At 60.8% G+C, this 15,375-nt stretch carries 17 protein-coding genes; 10 read left to right on the forward strand and 7 right to left on the reverse strand.

What is annotated here, in order from left to right:
* Window positions 1-33: 33 nt before the first annotated feature.
* The 4 genes from Q0G75_RS00155 to Q0G75_RS00170 all read left to right on the forward strand — a co-directional run bounded on the left by Q0G75_RS00155 (window position 34) and on the right by Q0G75_RS00170 (window position 2,445).
* Window positions 34-942 carry a DMT family transporter gene (locus tag Q0G75_RS00155; protein WP_294414457.1) on the forward strand — a complete coding sequence of 303 codons (909 nt, stop codon included), beginning with the start codon at window positions 34-36 and terminating at the stop codon, window positions 940-942.
* A 445-nt stretch (window positions 943-1,387) separates the two neighbouring features.
* Window positions 1,388-1,756, forward strand: a complete 369-nt coding sequence (locus Q0G75_RS00160) for a VOC family protein (RefSeq protein ID WP_114620271.1) — start codon at window positions 1,388-1,390, stop codon at window positions 1,754-1,756.
* Window positions 1,757-1,781: 25 nt separating this feature from the next.
* Window positions 1,782-2,129 carry a GtrA family protein gene (locus Q0G75_RS00165; protein ID WP_294414458.1) on the forward strand — a complete coding sequence of 116 codons (348 nt, stop codon included), beginning with the start codon at window positions 1,782-1,784 and terminating at the stop codon, window positions 2,127-2,129.
* Window positions 2,130-2,304: 175 nt separating this feature from the next.
* Window positions 2,305-2,445, forward strand: coding sequence for a hypothetical protein (locus tag Q0G75_RS00170; protein WP_294414459.1), 141 nt, complete (start codon window positions 2,305-2,307; stop codon window positions 2,443-2,445).
* Window positions 2,446-2,700: 255 nt separating this feature from the next.
* Here the strand turns inward: Q0G75_RS00170 and hcp are convergent, their stop codons facing one another.
* Window positions 2,701-4,275, reverse strand: a complete 1,575-nt coding sequence (gene hcp / locus Q0G75_RS00175) for a hydroxylamine reductase (protein WP_294414460.1) — start codon at window positions 4,273-4,275, stop codon at window positions 2,701-2,703.
* Window positions 4,276-4,436: 161 nt separating this feature from the next.
* On the opposite strand from hcp, the gene Q0G75_RS00180 reads away from it, so the two are divergent.
* Window positions 4,437-5,021: a Crp/Fnr family transcriptional regulator gene (locus Q0G75_RS00180; RefSeq protein ID WP_258795707.1), complete on the forward strand. Its 585-nt coding sequence runs from the start codon at window positions 4,437-4,439 to the stop codon at window positions 5,019-5,021.
* Between the two features lie 266 nt (window positions 5,022-5,287).
* Here the strand turns inward: Q0G75_RS00180 and modD are convergent, their stop codons facing one another.
* The 5 genes from modD to Q0G75_RS00205 all read right to left on the reverse strand — a co-directional run bounded on the left by modD (window position 5,288) and on the right by Q0G75_RS00205 (window position 10,098).
* Window positions 5,288-6,130: a ModD protein gene (gene modD / locus Q0G75_RS00185; protein WP_294414461.1), complete on the reverse strand. Its 843-nt coding sequence runs from the start codon at window positions 6,128-6,130 to the stop codon at window positions 5,288-5,290.
* Window positions 6,131-6,184: 54 nt separating this feature from the next.
* Window positions 6,185-6,916, reverse strand: a complete 732-nt coding sequence (locus Q0G75_RS00190; protein ID WP_294414462.1) for an ATP-binding cassette domain-containing protein — start codon at window positions 6,914-6,916, stop codon at window positions 6,185-6,187.
* Entirely contained in the window at window positions 6,898-7,722 is an 825-nt protein-coding gene (locus Q0G75_RS00195; RefSeq protein ID WP_294414463.1) for an ABC transporter permease, read from the reverse strand. Before Q0G75_RS00195 ends, Q0G75_RS00190 begins: the two co-directional genes overlap by 19 nt.
* A gap of 69 nt (window positions 7,723-7,791) precedes the next feature.
* Window positions 7,792-8,610: a molybdate ABC transporter substrate-binding protein gene (modA, locus tag Q0G75_RS00200; RefSeq protein WP_294414464.1), complete on the reverse strand. Its 819-nt coding sequence runs from the start codon at window positions 8,608-8,610 to the stop codon at window positions 7,792-7,794.
* Window positions 8,611-8,955: 345 nt separating this feature from the next.
* Window positions 8,956-10,098 carry an aldo/keto reductase gene (locus Q0G75_RS00205; RefSeq protein ID WP_294414465.1) on the reverse strand — a complete coding sequence of 381 codons (1,143 nt, stop codon included), beginning with the start codon at window positions 10,096-10,098 and terminating at the stop codon, window positions 8,956-8,958.
* 356 nt (window positions 10,099-10,454) lie between these two features.
* Between Q0G75_RS00205 and guaA the strand changes: the two genes are divergently transcribed.
* The 5 genes from guaA to Q0G75_RS00230 all read left to right on the forward strand — a co-directional run bounded on the left by guaA (window position 10,455) and on the right by Q0G75_RS00230 (window position 14,257).
* Complete coding sequence (gene guaA, locus Q0G75_RS00210) at window positions 10,455-11,435, forward strand: glutamine-hydrolyzing GMP synthase (protein ID WP_294414466.1); 981 nt, start codon at window positions 10,455-10,457, stop codon at window positions 11,433-11,435.
* A 120-nt stretch (window positions 11,436-11,555) separates the two neighbouring features.
* Window positions 11,556-12,191 carry a GyrI-like domain-containing protein gene (locus tag Q0G75_RS00215; protein ID WP_294414477.1) on the forward strand — a complete coding sequence of 212 codons (636 nt, stop codon included), beginning with the start codon at window positions 11,556-11,558 and terminating at the stop codon, window positions 12,189-12,191.
* A 180-nt stretch (window positions 12,192-12,371) separates the two neighbouring features.
* Entirely contained in the window at window positions 12,372-13,112 is a 741-nt protein-coding gene (locus Q0G75_RS00220; protein WP_294414478.1) for an Abi family protein, read from the forward strand.
* Window positions 13,113-13,395: 283 nt separating this feature from the next.
* A complete protein-coding gene (locus Q0G75_RS00225) occupies window positions 13,396-13,605 on the forward strand; it encodes a helix-turn-helix transcriptional regulator (protein ID WP_294362268.1) in 210 nt (69 codons plus the stop codon).
* A gap of 67 nt (window positions 13,606-13,672) precedes the next feature.
* Window positions 13,673-14,257, forward strand: a complete 585-nt coding sequence (locus Q0G75_RS00230) for a hypothetical protein (RefSeq protein ID WP_294414479.1) — start codon at window positions 13,673-13,675, stop codon at window positions 14,255-14,257.
* Between the two features lie 157 nt (window positions 14,258-14,414).
* On the opposite strand, the gene Q0G75_RS00235 is transcribed toward Q0G75_RS00230, so the two are convergent.
* A complete protein-coding gene (locus Q0G75_RS00235) occupies window positions 14,415-15,251 on the reverse strand; it encodes a DegV family protein (protein ID WP_294414480.1) in 837 nt (278 codons plus the stop codon).
* Window positions 15,252-15,375: the final 124 nt, after the last annotated feature.

Genomic DNA, 15,375 nt, shown 5'->3' on the forward strand with positions numbered 1-15,375 from the left:
TTCGTGAAACCATTTCGAAACAAAAGGAGTCCCATGGATCGCAAAAAGGCAATCGCGCTCTCGTTTTCCGTTCCCGTCGCATGGGGCTTCTCGTACCCTTTGATGAAGATCGGCATGGACAGCATGAACGCCACGAGCATCGTCGCGTTGCGCTGCACCATCGCCTTCATCGTCTGCGTGCTGCTTTTTCACAAGTGCACCTTCCGCATCAACCGCGACCTCATCGTCCGCGCCGCCGTCATCGGCGCAATCATGGCGGTCGAGCTCACCTGCATGTGCCTGGGCTCGAGCCTCACCTCGGCTTCCACTGCCGGCTTTTTGCAGAGCCTGACGGTCGTGATCGTGCCATTCGCCAACGCTCTGCTGCTGCGCCGCGCCCCCGAGCGCAAGGTGCTCTTCGGCACCGCCGTTGTAACCGGCGGCATGCTGCTGCTCTCGGGCGCCGACTTCACCAGCCTCAACCCCGGCGCGCTCGTCATGCTGCTTTCGGCGTTCGTCTACGCCGCCCACATCATCATCAGCAAGCGCTTCGTCGAGCAGGTCGACCCGCTGGCTTTGGGCGTTTGGCAGCTGGCCTTCGCCGGCCTGTTCTCAGGCATCGGCGCGGCCGCGCTCGGCGGCATCACGCTTCCCAGCACCCCGACCGAGCTCACGGTCATCATCGCCCTCGCGCTCATCTGCTCGGCTTACGGCTTCATCACCCAGGCTTACGTGCAGCCGCATGTTCCCGCCGAGACCACCGGGTTCGCCTTCTCGCTCGAGCCGGTCTGCTCTGCGGTGTTCTCGTTTTTCCTTGTTGGCGAGGTCTTGACCCCCATCGCCTTCCTGGGTGCGGCGCTCATCATGGCCGGCGTATTCGTCGCCACCATCGAGCCGCCTCGTCTGCATGCCCCAGCCTACCCGCAAGAGGCGATGGCAGTGGAACCCAAGCGGGTTTCGTAAGCCCCACAGCCCCCTGCGCAGATAACCAAAGAGAACTTGATGCAGATCGCCCGGCTTGAATTGGCTACACCTTCTTCGGGTCTAGCATGCGGGTTCCTTTCCCTCAGGCGAGCCGACATCCCTCATGAAACCGTCCAGCATAGTGCAACCGATTCAGACGAAGCGAACCTGATGCTGCTTTCCTTGGGGCGACAAGAGGGGCTTCCAGCCGGGAGGAGCGGATCATGCGCGCTACCCCAAGCAGTGCGGTTGCCACGTTCACGCCCGCTATCGCGATTATGTGTTGGCACTGGCGACCATCTACCCGACGACAGCTTTCCGGACGAGAAAAGGTAAACTCTACCATGACAGTCTGAAAAAGGTCCACCTGCGCATCCACCCGCCAGAAGGGCCATCGATAGGCGCCGGCACAAAGCGCAAGGCCCGCGCCCAAAGGAGACATAGCATGAAAGCAAAGTTCGTCCATCGCTGCACCCATGTGCTGGACAAGGAAGCAACCATCAAGTTCTATCAAGAGGCGCTGGGCATGAAGGTGGTGCGCGAGATGGGCCCCGAGGACGGCTCCTGGACCAACACCTTCATGGCAAACGACGAGGCGCCCTTCGAGATCGAGCTCACCTGGAATCGCGGCCAGGTGGAGCCTTACGACAACGGCGGCAAGGACACCCACATCGCATTCGCCGTGGACGATTTCGACGCCTTCCACGAGCTCCACGAGAAGATGGGCTGCATCATCCGGGAGAACCCCCGCATGGGCCTGTACTTCATCGCCGACCCCGACGGCCAGTGGATCGAGATCATCCCCGCGAAATAAGAATTAGCATTAAGCCGCCTTGCAAATGAAACCCAACACCCCACATACCGGCAACTCGCAGATTCATGCCTCGGAAAAACATCCCGGCCGATCGATCCTCGCCCAGGGCATTCGGCAGGCGTTCATGTACTACGGCGTATCCATTATGCAGACGTTTGTCGAGTTCGGCGTGTTCGCGGCCGCGCAGCTTGCGATGCCGACCGGCATCGCGAACGGCATCGCCGTCGCATGCTCCGGCTCGTTCAACTTCCTTATGAACCGCAACATCACGTTCAAGGCATCGAGCAACTTCTGGCGCAGCGGGCGATGTTCATCGCCTTGTATGTCTGGAACTTCCTATTCGGCACCTGGTTCATCGGTTGGGCGGCCGTAACATTCGGCTGCCCGCAGATGGCGGGGAAGTTCATCACCATGGCAATGCAGGGCATCTGGGGTTTCTGCCTGTGCAAATGGGTCATCTTCAAGTAAGGGCGCAAAACCCGGCGCTCCCCTGCAGCGCGCTCATGCGCACGCTCATGTCGAGGGGTTTGGCGAAGTGAAGGCAGGTGGTGGGCAAGCGCGACATCGCCGCCGCATGCCCGGACATCAGCCAGACCACCATCGAGCACGCCTTATCGGATCTGTTGGCAGGCGGCCAAATCGAGAAGGTGGGAGCCGGCCCTGCGACAGGGTACGTCCGGAAAGGATAGCGCGACTGGACCGTCAAACGGCAATACGGTTGGCAAACCGATATGCTTGCTCGGCCCGATCAAACAATTCATCATCCAAATCGGATGCATCGCTGATGACGAAATGAGTTGTCCATCGCCCTGGGTAAGGCTCGGTTTTCGCTGCCACCCGGTCTGATTCCATCGGAGCAGAACCGCGATCATCGCCCCTAAGCCGGTTTTCCGGCGAAGGGGACGACAAGACCGCGGCATGCCCGAAGGGAAACGATCGGCCAGCTAGCCCATGATCTGGGCAAGGTCTGCCTCAGGGGTGGATATGGGGCGAATGCCGTAGTTGTCCACCAGCACCTGCAGCACGCCGGGGCTCACGAACGCCGGAAGCGTGGGGCCCAAGTAGATGTCCTTGATACCCAAGTGCAGCAGCGTGAGCAGGATGCACACCGCCTTCTGCTCGTACCAGGAGAGCACCATGGAAAGCGGCAGATCGTTCACGCCGCAGCCGAAGGCATCCGCAAGCGCGAGCGCGATCTTGATCGCACCGTAGGCGTCGTTGCACTGGCCGACGTCCAGCAGGCGCGGGATGCCGCCGACGCTGCCCAGGTCCAGATCGTTGAAGCGGTACTTACCGCAGGCAAGGGTCAAGATGACGGAATCGGAAGGAGCAAGCTTGGCGAAGTCGGTGTAGTAGCTGCGCTCCTTGCGCATACCGTCGCAGCCCGCCAGCAGAATGAAGCGCTTGATGTCGCCGGATTTAACCGCATCGATGACCGCGGGTGCAACGCTCATCACGGTGTCGTAGCCGAATCCGGTGGTGACGCTGGTGCCGCCGTTGATGCCGGAGAAGCTCCGATCAGCGTCCCAGCCGCCCAGCTCCAGCGCCTTATCGATAAGGGCCGAGAAGTCCTTGGCGCCGTCTTCGCCCACCTCGACGACATGCGCGCCCGGGAAGCTCACGGGACCGGTGGTGAACACGCGATCGGCATACGACTCGTCCGGCTTCAGCAGGCAGTTGGTTGTCCACAGGATCGGCGCGGGAAGGTCCTTGAATTCCTTGCGCTGGTTGTGCCACGCGGTGCCGTAGTTGCCTTTCAGGTGCGGATACTTGCGCAACTCGGGATAGGCGTTTGCGGGGAGCATCTCACCGTGGGTGTACACGTTCACGCCACGGCCTTCGGTCTGCTCCAAAAGCTGCTTGAGGTCGTGCAGGTCGTGGCCGGTGACCACGATGAAGGGGCCCGCCTCGACCTTGAGCTCAACCGTCGCGGGCTCGGGCTTGCCGTAGGCGGAGATGTTCGCGTCCTCCAAAGCGGCCATGGCGGCCAAGTTGACCTCGCCGCACTTGAGAACCAAAGGCAGCAGCTCGTCCATGCCCAAATCGGAGCCGACGGCCCGCATACCCTCATACAGGAACGCCGTCACAGCCGGATCCGACTTCCCCAACGCCTGCGCATGGTAGGCGTACGCCGCCACGCCGCGCATGCCGAAGAGCAGCAGGCTCTTCAAGCTGCGGATATCCTCCTGAGCATGCCAAAGCTCGCCCATGTCGTACAGATCGAATTCGCCCAGGGCGATAGCCTTAGCGCGAACGCGGCGCTCGAGGGCGGCGATGGCCCCAGGGTCGAAGCTGACGTTGCTCACGCAGGCGAACATGCCTTCGAGCATAAGCCCGTCGGACTCGGAATCCCCCTTTCCGCCGTTCTCGGCTCGGGCCAGGGCGACCAACGCCCCGGTCAACTCGTCTTGCAGCCGAGCCACATCGGCGGTCTTGCCGCATACGCCGGCGGCTCCGGTGCAGGCGGTGCATCCCGCCGTTTGTTCGCATTGGAAGCAGAACATGTTCCCGTCAGTCATTTCGCGCTCCTCAATCAAAGGGTGTCTTTTCGAAGTGACTGCACTATACTGTGGTGTCTCGTACATTTCTGTTGTAGAACCTACAGGTGAAGCCAATGCTTGATATCCCCACTTCTTCTTCAATGCTTTTCGCCGGCATAACCCAAGACGAAGCGAACTTGATGCTGCCTTGCCTTGGGGCGACAAGAAGGGCTTTCAGCCGGGAGGAGCGGATCATGCGCGCCGGCCAGCCCACCGAATACCTCGGCATCGTCCTGTCCGGACGCGTGAGAATCGAGGTCTCGGACGCCTGGGGCGAGACGACGATCCTGGATATCTTGGGACCTGGCTCGCTTTTCGCTCACGGATACGCCTGCAGCATGGAGCCCCTTGACATCGACGTGCTGGCAGATTCGGCCTGCGAGGTGGTGCTGCTCAAAGCCGAGCGCATCATCCACCCTTGCCCCAAGCAGTGCGGCTGCCACTCGCACATTTCCTCGAACCTCATGCGAGCCTTAGCGTTAAGCAACCTTGACATGAACCGCCGCGCCATCGCCATGACCCCCAAAACCATACGGGGCAAGATCCTCGCCTTCCTCTCACAGCAGCAGAAAAAGGCCGGCACCCGCGCCTTCACCATCCCCTACAGCCAAACCAAGCTGGCAAGCTACCTCAGCGTCGACCGCAGCGCGTTGTCGAACGAGCTGTCGAAGCTGCGCAAAGAAGGCGTCATCGACTACGAAGGCCGCACATACCGGCTCCTGTAGCGCGCTGGCAACTTGCAGCCACGTTGCAGCTGGCACGGATTCCCGTTTTGCGACCGACGCAAATCCCGCATGGGCCCGTACTTCATCGCCTACCCCGACGGCCAGTGGATCGAGATCATCCCCGCGAAATAGAGATTCGCAGGCGTTTCCTCGGATGAGCGGCGCAATCGGCTCGATCTCGCGCTGACCAGGAGGCGCTCCGCTGCGCTGCCCATATGCAAGCCTTGAAGCCTGCATGCGGGCAGCGCGCAAAACCCGGCGCTGCCCTACAGTGCACTCATACGCACGCTCATGTCGAGAGGTTTGGCGAAGTGCAGGCAGGTGGTTGCCAGGCCGTCCACGCCGGTGGCCGCGTATTCGGCCGCATTACCCAGGTTGACGCCGCCGGCAGCGATGAGCGTCACGCGGGGGTTGATGGCCTTGAGCTGCGGCACCAGCTGCGCGACCTGCTCGGGCGCCACCTTGTCAAGCTGCACGCCGTCAACGCCGGCCTCCACCAGGCGCACCGCGTCTTCAGTGCTCGACTCGACGAACAGCTTCTTCTCGCAGACCTTCGCCTTGAGCTGCGGCAAGTCGGCGATGAACTGCTCAAGCCCGCCGTAGAAGGTCAAGTGATGATCGAAGACGAGCACCGTCTCGCTCAAGCCCAGGCGATGAGGGAAGGCGCCGCCGAGCGTGAGCGCCTTGACGTCGAAGGGCTTGGTGCCGGGCATGAGCTTGCGGGTGGAAAGCACCTCGCACAGCGGGTTCACGGCATGCACGGCGTCCACCATCTGCTTGGCCTTGGTGGCAAGCGCGCAATAGTACTCGAAGATGTTCAGGCAGATCTTCCAGCCCATATGCAGACCGGCCGCAGGGCCTTCAACGGTCATGAACACGTCGCCGGGCGCAAGCATGGTGCCGCTGGGAAGCGCTTCGGCCACCGTGCAGCCGAAGCGGCTGAAGATGCGGGCGGCCTCCTCGGTCCCGCAAAGCAGGGCCGCGTCGCGCGTGTAGTATTCCATGCGGCCCGGCTGCGCGCCGATGCCCAAAACGTGCGTGGTCAAGTCGATCCCGCTGGGAATGTCGGAAGCGATAAGCTCATCGAGATAGCTGTCCGGGATATACATATGCTCCTCCTTGCGCTTCCTAGCGCGTGGTTTTCCTTCTTGAAGATGATACCGCTAGCCGCGACCCAAAAACGCCATCACCTGCGGGCAGAACTCGCGGGTGAACAGCTCGTCGGCGGGGCATACGGCCTGCAGCGCGCCATCCAAGATGATGCCCGCGCGATGCCCCAGGCCGCATGCCTCGTTGAAATCGTGCGTGACGAACACCACGGTGCAGCGGAAACGGCCGTGCACGTTGCGCAGCGTCTCGTACATGCGCTTCTTGGTGGTGGGGTCGAGCGCCGAGAACGGCTCATCAAGCAGCAGGATCTCGGGCTGCAGCACCAGGGCGCGCGCCAACGCCGCGCGCTGGCCCTCGCCGCCGCTGATGATGCCGGGGTATCGGTCGGCGATGTGGCGGATGGAGAACAAATCGAGCATCTCCTCCACACGGCGTGCCGCCTCCGCCTTCGGGACACGCGCCATCCTCAGGCCGTAACCGATGTTCTCTGCAACCGTCATATGCGGGAACAGCGCGTGATCCTGATAGACGATCCCCAGCCGCCGCTGTTGCACGGGCAGACAGCGAATGTCCTTGCCGTCAAGCAAGATGCTGCCGTCCTCCAGGGGAAACGCGCCGGCGATCGCCTCGAGCAGCACGGTCTTGCCGGCTCCCGTCTCCCCCACGATGGCGAATATCTCGTGCGGCTCGATATGCAAGTCGTCAACGCGCAGCGAGAAGCTGCCGCGTCGCGCCACCATGTCGCGGATCTCGATGCTGCCGCCGCTCATCGCCTTCCCTCGCATTCCCCGCATGCCTTCATGCGCCTCAAGCCCAAGCCCTTGCCGGCCCTTCCCACGCGGCTTTCGCCCGTGGGACGGTCGAGCACGTTCGCCACCACCAGCGTGAACGCCGACACCAGCAGCATGATCATGGCCGTGGCCATGGCGGTCTCGGTGTTGCCGGTCGAGATGCTCAGGTAAATGCTGCCGGGAAGGGTCTCGGTCTTCATGCGCGTCACGCCCACCAGCATGAGCGTGGCGCCGAACTCGCCCATGCCGCGCGCCCAGGTCAGCACGAACGCGCTGATGATCTGGTTGCGGCACATGGGCACGATGATGGTGCGGAACACGTCCCATGGCATGGCGCCCAGCGTCTGCGCCACGAATTCGATGCGCGGATTGACGCCGGCGAAGGCCGTGCGCATCATGCGGATGGCGAAGGGCAGGTTCACGATCATCTGGGCGAACACGATTCCTGTAGGCGAGAACACCACGGCGAAACCCGCCTCCTTGAGCGCCTTGCCCAGCGGCGACGAGAAGATCAGCAGCAAGGCGAAGCCCAGCAGGATATAAGGCAGCGACAGCGTCAGCTCCATCAAGATCTCAGCCAGGCGCTTGCCGGGAAACGCCACATGCGATAACGCATAGGCGGTCGGCAGCGACAGCAGCAGGCAGATGACGGTGGAAATGCTCGAGGTAGTCACGCTCATGCGCAAGGAGAACAACACCTCCTCGGAGCTGATGGCCTCGCCGAAATGCGAGATGCCGCCCGCCACAATAGCGAAGATGGCGCTCCCGATGAACAGGAGCACCATCCCCGTTACCAGCATGCACAATGCCGGGAAGATGTTGCGCTTGCGGCCTCTGTGACGTTTTGGCTCAGGTGCCGCGGACATACGTTACACCAGCTCGTAGCCGAACTTGGTCCAGATGTTCTTAGCGGCTTCGGTCTGCAGGAACTCGGAGAAAGCCTTGGCGGCGTCCGCGTCGGCAGTGCAAGTGAGCTCGGCGCTCGGAACGGTCTTCACGTAGTTTTCCATGCCGGAGTTCTCAAGGATGGTCAGGCCGTCCTTACCTGCATTCTCCTTCCACACGATGGCGGCGTCGCCCTCGCCCTTGGCCAGGGCCTCGGCAATCTGCGGCGCCGTAGTGGAGGTGGTGATGGAACCGGACTGCTTGACCTGCTCCATAATGCCGGCGTCGGTCATGACCTTGACGGCGATCTTGCCGATCGGCGTGGACTCCGGGTCGCCCAGCAGAAGCGTGTCGCACTTCACCAGGTCGCTGACGGTCTGGATGCCCTTGGGGTTATCAGCAGGCACGACCAGGACGGGGATGTGCTTGACCAGGTCGGTGCTGGTGGCAACATAGTCGCTGACGGGCTTGAGCTCATCAGCGGAGCCGGCGATGAAGAAGTCGCCCTCCTGCGTGGTGTTGATCTGCGTTTGGATCTGTGCGGCGTTAGCGAAGGTGATGTTCATCTCGCAGCCGGTTTGCGCCTTGAAGGCGTCGGCGATCTCCTGGAACGGCTTGGTCATGCCGGCGCCGCAATAGATGTTGAGGCTTTTGCCCTCAAGGCTTGCCGCGGCGGTTTGCTCCGGCTGATCGGTTTTCTGCTCGCCCTTGTCGGAGGAGCATCCAGCCAGCAGGCCGCAGGCGAGCACGGCGCTCAGCGCTACGGCTGCAATCGCGGCCAAGCGGGTCTTCGTCTTTTTCATAGCGATTCCCTTCTTTTTTGTCCCCATACCACCAGGCGCCCCTTCGCGTGCGAAGGGGCGCCTGGCATTTCGCCGATTATACACAGACGATGATAATGTTTGCAAGAGCATATAATCGCGAACGAAAATAAACGCTTGAGGCAAGCGATAGTTCGTGGCTGGGCGCAAATAGAAAGAAATGCCTGGTCATAAAGCGTTGCTCTATAGCCTGGAAACTGCGGAACCGGTCAGAGTGCCGCAATCGCAAAGGTGCTTGATATCGGGACAATCAAGAAAACAGACCCATCCCGCCGAAATCCCTCATGCCGGAAATCGCGCCAAGGCCCCCGACACTCCCCTTCCCCGCTAAGCGCCGAACAACGCGGCGGTTTCCTCCATGCGCTGCGCGATGGGCACACCGAACGGGCAGTTCGCCTCGCAGGCGCCGCATCCGGTGCAGTCCCCGGCGCGAACCTCAAGGGCAAGGTAATGGTCGCGCACAGACGCGGGCACCTCATCCTGCATCTGCGCCAAATCGGAATACTTGTTCACTTCGGCTATGTTGATGCCCACAGTGCAGGGCTGGCAATGCCCGCAGTAGATGCAGTTGCCGAAATAGGCGTGCTGCGGCGCGCTAGCCAAGATGGACGCGTAGTTTTTCGCCTCGTCATCAGCGGTTTCGTACGTCAAGCAGCCCGTGCATTCCTCGATGTCCCTGAACCCGGCCAGCACGGAGGCGACCGCGGGGCGGGTCAGGCAATAATGGCAAGCCTGCACGGGGGTCATCGCCGCGCCGAACGGCGATTTCTCGGCGTCGAACAGGCGCCCGCCCGCGAACGGCTTCATGACGGTGATGCCCACGCCGTTTTCCTCGCACAGCGCGTACAGGCGCTTGCGCTGCGGGTCCATGTTCTCAAGGCCTGGCTGGTATTCGTCTTTGAACAGATCGTTGATGTCCTCGGAAGCAGGCAGCATGTCGTAGGCGGGGTTGATGGAGAACATGATCATCTCGATGTCCGGCGTGACCGCAGCCTGCAGCGCAACCTCGGGGTTGTGCGTGGACAGACCGATGTGGTCGATGCGCCCGGCAGCCTTCTCGGCACGCACGTACTCGATGAACGGGCCGTTCATGATCTGCTCGAACTCGGCAATCGCGTCTACGAAGTGGATCAGCCCCAGCTCGATATGCCCGCCGAAGCAAGCGAGCAGCTCCTCCCATGCCGGGATCACCGCATCCATGTCGCGCGTGCGAGTGTATTGGCTGTTTTGCCAAGTGGCGCCGAAGTGACCCTGCACGATCCACTTGTCGCGGTGCGCGCAGACGGCATTGCCCAAAACCCTGCGCACCGCCGGGTCGGCCATCCAGCAATCCACGATGTTGACTCCCTGCTCCGCAGCGAAATCCACCAAACGGGAGACCTTCTCCTGATCATCGCCCGGCATCCACTCCGCGCCGAAACCGATCTCGCTGACCTCAAGCCCCGTCCTGCCCAAATGCCTATACTTCATGGAACCCCCTCTTTGCTCGATACCGTACCCGTATCCTACCAGGAGCAACCGCACAATCGCCAGGAGCACCCGCAGGCATACGTCGATGGCACGGCTGCTCCCACACCGACGCCGCAGGAGCAAACCCTGCAGCTGCGCAAAACGCGCGGCCTCATGCCGTCGAAAGGGAACGGAATATCGCTTCTCGACAGCACGCGAGCACGACCCGCTTGCCGCCGAATAGGGTAAATCCGCTGCTCGAGGGCAAAAAGCAGGTCTCGGCAAAAGAAAACCTGGACCCAACCGCATATAATATAGAGTTATGACTCATGCGTTGCGCACGGCAGCGCATACCCGCGAACTAAAAGGAGCTCTGCATGGATCCGAACAAGCGTCCCGACGACATGGTGCGCATCACCACCCCCGAACTTGCCCAGGCGTTCATCGATGAACAGGTTGCCGCAGTCCGTGAGCAGATCGGCGACAAGAAGGTTCTGCTGGCCCTTTCCGGCGGCGTCGACAGCTCCGTCGTGGCCGCGCTGCTCATCCGCGCCATCGGCAAGCAGCTCATCTGCGTGCATGTGAACCACGGCCTTATGCGCAAGGGCGAAAGCGAGCAGGTCATCGACGTGTTCAAGAACCAGCTCGATGCGAACCTGGTCTACGTGGACGCAACCGACCGCTTCCTGGGCAAGCTCGTCGACGTCGAGGAGCCCGAGGCCAAGCGCAAGATCATCGGCGCCGAGTTCATCCGCGTGTTCGAGGAGGAGGCCCGCAAGGTCGGCAACGAGGTCAGCTTCCTGGCACAGGGCACCATCTACCCCGACATCCTGGAGTCCCAGGACGGCGTGAAGGCGCACCACAACGTGGGCGGCCTGCCCGATGATCTGCAGTTCGAGCTGTGCGAGCCCGTCAAGCTGCTGTACAAGGACGAGGTGCGCGTGGTCGGCCGCGAGCTGGGCCTGCCCGAGAACATGGTCGAGCGCCAGCCCTTCCCCGGCCCCGGCCTGGGCGTTCGCTGCTTGGGCGCCATCACCCGCGACCGCCTGGAAGCGCTGCGCGAGGCCGACGCCATCGTGCGCGAGGAGATCGACAACGCGGGCTTGACCATCTGGCAGTACTTCGCCGTGGTTCCCGACTTCCGCGCAACCGGCGTGCGCGAGGGCAAGCGCGCCTACGACTGGCCCTGCATCATCCGTTGCATCAACACGGTCGACGTCATGACCGCCGAGGTGCCCGAGCTTGACTGGGCGCTGCTCAAGCGCATCACCGCCCGCATCACCGCGGAGGTCCCCCGCATCTGCCGCGTGTGCTACGACCTCACCCCCAAGCCCGTCGGCACGGTGGAGTGGGAGTAGAACACCCGTTCGGTTCTGTGATATAATGGCTGCCGATAGGCGCGGTTTCTCCCGAAGCCGCGCCTATCGCTATCTTTGAAGCGATATCGGCGGGAAGCTCAAATTATGGGAGGGCGATTAATGGCATACGATTTCAAGAAGGAATTCAAGGAGCTCTACAAGCCGTCGTGCAAGCCGAGCATCCTGACCATTCCGCCCATGAGCTACATTGCCGTGCGCGGCAAAGGCGACCCCAACATCGAGGGCAGCGAGTACCAGAGCGCCATGCCGCTGCTCTACGGCGTAGCCTACACTCTCAAGATGTCGAAGAAGGGCCCTCGCGAAATCGAGGGCTATTTCGACTTCGTCGTGCCGCCGCTCGAGGGGTTCTGGTGGCAGGACCCTGCAGGCGGTCAGATCGACTATGCGCGGAAGGGCGACTTTAACTTCATCTCCTGCATCCGCCTGCCCGATTTCGTCACTCGCGACGATTTCGACTGGGCCATCTCGGAGGCTGCCGCCAAAAAGAAGCTTGACTTCTCAGTGGTCGAGATGCTGAAGGTCGACGAGGGCTTATGCGTTCAATGCATGCACGCCGGGCCTTACGACGGCGAGCCGGCGACCATAGACGCCATGCACGCATGCGCAGCCGAGCAAGGCTATGCGCTCGACTTCACTGACACTCGTCTTCATCACGAGATCTACCTCTCCGACCCGCGCAAGTGCTCGCCGGAGAAGCTCAAGACCGTGATCCGCCATCCCATCAAGCCGATCTAGCGGAACGAAGCGCCGCAATGTGCTCCAAGCGTGCCTTTTCAATCGGCAAGGCCCATAGCTGACTCGATTGTGGGACGTTTGTCAGCACCGGCAACAGCGAGTATAATGATTGACGATGGGCCCGGGATGACCGCTGATTCAAGTCACCGGGCCTAAATTTGTATCTACAGGAGAAACCTTATGGCAAACGCATGCGGGCGCCCCAAAACCGAAGCACGGCACGAGTGGGCGGAGCGCTGGCTTTCGTCGTCAAGGCTCTCTTCTTACCTCGATCTTTGCGACGGCAACATCGATCGCGCGCTCGAGCTGCACGAATGGAACCTCATGCTGGGGCGCGTCCTCATGGGAGACATCGCGCACTTCGAGCTCGCGCTGCGCAATGCGTACGACCAAGTTCTCACCGAGCGCTTCCAGGGTGACGAGCACTGGCTCTTCGACGCGAGCTCACCCGTGACACGCCCCATCATGCGAAATAGCAAGGCGAAAAAACTGCGCGACGTGAACATGGTAAATCGCCGCGCCATCAACGACGCCCGTGGGCGGGCACACGACCCTGCAAACCCCGATCAGGTGATTGCAGGGCTCATGCTCGGCTTCTGGGCCCACATGACAGACCGAAGCCGCGAGCGCGACCTTTGGATACCGTATCTGCACGCCGCATGGCCTGCCGGAACCGACAGGGCGAAGCTCAACCTGAAGCTCGAATCCATCAACAAGCTGCGCAACCGCGTTGCGCATAACGAGCGCCTTTTCAATCCTGGACCAAATGGACATTCGCCCATGGGAATCGATTCGGACATGCTTTCCTTGTTCAAGGCTTTATCGCCACTGGCCTACGAAAGCCTTCACGGCAACGAGAAGAAGACGACGGTCGAGAGATTCCTCGAAAATCATCCAGCGCCGGTAGGCGTGAGACTGTAGCTAGTTCAATCACCTAGATTGGCCACCAAGCAGATTGACCAAGCACCACAACCTCCACCCTAGAGCAAGAATAAACTCACAGCGACATATCGACTGTCCGAAACGCGCTACTCTTTGCAAAGCTCCTTTTTTGTGAGAAATCGTTTGCAACAGTTCTTGTACCGATAGCAAATTTGCCGCATTTACATTTCATAATGCAACATATAGTTGACATTGTGATTTGGATGCAATATATTTCTGTCATGTTGCAACGGATATTTGTCCATATATCGAAAGGAAGCCCATGCCGGGCCAGAAAAACCTACGCATGAAGGCAGCGCGCGCAGCGGCGGGCCTTTCGCAATCCGATCTCGCCGAAGCCGTCGGCGTCACACGCCAAACCATCGGCCTTATCGAGGCGGGCGGTTATAACCCCACGCTTAATTTATGCGTTGCCATTTGCAAAACCCTTCATGTCACCCTAAACGACCTTTTCTGGGACGAAGATCGCTAACCCGGTTTCGCCATCTGCAACCCAGCACGTTAACTCAAACTCGAACATATCCTTTTAGGAGGGAATCATGAAGCTGCAAAATATGAAACTTGCCCGGAAATGGCGCGAATACGCAGGTCCGAAGGACGAGCGTCTCGAGGCCGAGAACGCGAAAATCTATAAGCTTGGGTTCATGCTGCTATCGTTCGGCATGCTCACGCTGCTCGTGTATCAAATCATGGCCCAGCAGGTAGCGTGGGTGCACGATGGCGCCGACGAAGCGTTTCGCCTCTTCGCAAATCCTGTTGACGCCGTCATGTACGCATGGCTTTTCATCGTGATGATCGTCTGTGCGGTGCTGCAGACGCGGAAAGGCTATGTCGACACCAACCGCTTCGGGCAAACCGAGCACATTCCCGTGGGCTACTTCCTACTCATCTCGGGCATCACCGGAATCGCAAGCGCACTCGCCATCGCTGCTATGCGCTGCATCGCCGAGGCGCAGATCGTACCGATTGGAAGCGTCTTTTGGGGAGCGAATCTGGCAACGGGCGTAGTGTTTGGCGTGACCATCTTCGTTGCCGTATTCGGCGCGCTGTGCTTGGCATTCTTCGAGGCAAAGCAGCGCCGCGCGAAAATCGAAGCGGAGCTAGACTGCCCCGACGACCTGTAATTTAAAAGAGCAGGGTCCCTGCCCCATGCCACCCCGTCAGGGAAATGCAACGAGCCGCGCCCGGGCAATCTTCTTGGGCGCGGCTCAACTCGTTTCGGAAGCGCCGCTGTCTATGGAGTTGCATCTGCAGGATCAACGATGCGCGACAATCTTCCAGCTAAAAGCCAACAATCAAGCCTCCGCGTTCGGCATAGTAGCTGCAAAGGCCCCTGGTCGGGAGAATCTCGATCTCGGAATCCGTCCATGCGCTCAAAATGCTCTCTTTTAAAGCCTGGGCAACAGCATGGTTGTCGCAATGGCTGATGGCAACGTTGCCGCCGGAGAACCCGTGCTCCCTCATGCACTCGATCAGCGCGCGGACGGTGCGCTTCGAGCCGCGCGTCTTGCCCTCGACGACGATCCGGCCCTCGTCGCTGGCGCTGCCGATACCCCACATGCCCAGCGCCTTGGCAAGGAAGCCCGCCATCTTATTCATACGGCCGTTTTTAATCAGGTTGTCGAAAGACGAGAGCGCGAAAATCACCTTGGTCTTATCCAGAAACGCATTCGCGCGGTCCACCGCCTCGTCGAAGTCGATCCCCTCGCGAGCAAGCCTTTCGATCTCACGCACGCAAAGAACCAGCTCGGGGCCGGTAGAACGGGAATCAAGCACGGAGATTTTCTTATCCGGGTCTGCCTCGAGCGCTAAATCGCGGGCGGTCAGTGCGCTGTTCATACTGCCGGACAGCTGCGACGAGATGGTAATGGCGATGGTGCGGTCCGCCTTCTCGAACTGCTCAAGCCACGCGCCCGGAGCGGGGCACGAGGTGTAGCTGGCGGTCTTCTCCTGCTCCATATCGCGCAGCATCTCCTCGATATCGAGCTGCTCGTCATCGGTATACCCGCGAACGCCGACGCTGATCTCAAACGGCACGCTGGATAGCTCGATCGCATCGGATCGATAGTCCGACGGAATAAGGTCGCAGCTTGAATCCGTGACCACGTTCCATTTCATGAAGGCCATCCTTTCCCGATGCGTCAGGACGCCCACATGCGACAGGCGCCTCGCATCCATTCCTTTTCCCTGTATCCACCAGTCGAAGCGCGGCCGTCCGCGCTCAAACATCGTAAGAAACCAT

The organism is uncultured Senegalimassilia sp., assembly GCF_934636665.1.
Lineage (GTDB): Bacteria > Actinomycetota > Coriobacteriia > Coriobacteriales > Eggerthellaceae > Senegalimassilia.

What these genes read in the sequence shown, in the direction of transcription:
- Q0G75_RS00155 (WP_294414457.1), top strand. Translation starts at nt 34, where the DNA reads ATGGATCGCAAAAAGGCAATCGCGCTCTCGTTTTCCGTTCCCGTCGCA.
- Q0G75_RS00160 (WP_114620271.1), top strand. Translation starts at nt 1,388, where the DNA reads ATGAAAGCAAAGTTCGTCCATCGCTGCACCCATGTGCTGGACAAGGAA.
- Q0G75_RS00165 (WP_294414458.1), top strand. Translation starts at nt 1,782, where the DNA reads ATGAAACCCAACACCCCACATACCGGCAACTCGCAGATTCATGCCTCG.
- hcp (WP_294414460.1), bottom strand. Translation starts at nt 4,275, where the DNA reads ATGACTGACGGGAACATGTTCTGCTTCCAATGCGAACAAACGGCGGGA.
- Q0G75_RS00180 (WP_258795707.1), top strand. Translation starts at nt 4,437, where the DNA reads ATGCTGCCTTGCCTTGGGGCGACAAGAAGGGCTTTCAGCCGGGAGGAG.
- modD (WP_294414461.1), bottom strand. Translation starts at nt 6,130, where the DNA reads ATGTATATCCCGGACAGCTATCTCGATGAGCTTATCGCTTCCGACATT.
- Q0G75_RS00190 (WP_294414462.1), bottom strand. Translation starts at nt 6,916, where the DNA reads ATGCGAGGGAAGGCGATGAGCGGCGGCAGCATCGAGATCCGCGACATG.
- Q0G75_RS00195 (WP_294414463.1), bottom strand. Translation starts at nt 7,722, where the DNA reads ATGCTGGTAACGGGGATGGTGCTCCTGTTCATCGGGAGCGCCATCTTC.
- modA (WP_294414464.1), bottom strand. Translation starts at nt 8,610, where the DNA reads ATGAAAAAGACGAAGACCCGCTTGGCCGCGATTGCAGCCGTAGCGCTG.
- Q0G75_RS00205 (WP_294414465.1), bottom strand. Translation starts at nt 10,098, where the DNA reads ATGAAGTATAGGCATTTGGGCAGGACGGGGCTTGAGGTCAGCGAGATC.
- guaA (WP_294414466.1), top strand. Translation starts at nt 10,455, where the DNA reads ATGGATCCGAACAAGCGTCCCGACGACATGGTGCGCATCACCACCCCC.
- Q0G75_RS00215 (WP_294414477.1), top strand. Translation starts at nt 11,556, where the DNA reads ATGGCATACGATTTCAAGAAGGAATTCAAGGAGCTCTACAAGCCGTCG.
- Q0G75_RS00220 (WP_294414478.1), top strand. Translation starts at nt 12,372, where the DNA reads ATGGCAAACGCATGCGGGCGCCCCAAAACCGAAGCACGGCACGAGTGG.
- Q0G75_RS00225 (WP_294362268.1), top strand. Translation starts at nt 13,396, where the DNA reads ATGCCGGGCCAGAAAAACCTACGCATGAAGGCAGCGCGCGCAGCGGCG.
- Q0G75_RS00230 (WP_294414479.1), top strand. Translation starts at nt 13,673, where the DNA reads ATGAAGCTGCAAAATATGAAACTTGCCCGGAAATGGCGCGAATACGCA.
- Q0G75_RS00235 (WP_294414480.1), bottom strand. Translation starts at nt 15,251, where the DNA reads ATGAAATGGAACGTGGTCACGGATTCAAGCTGCGACCTTATTCCGTCG.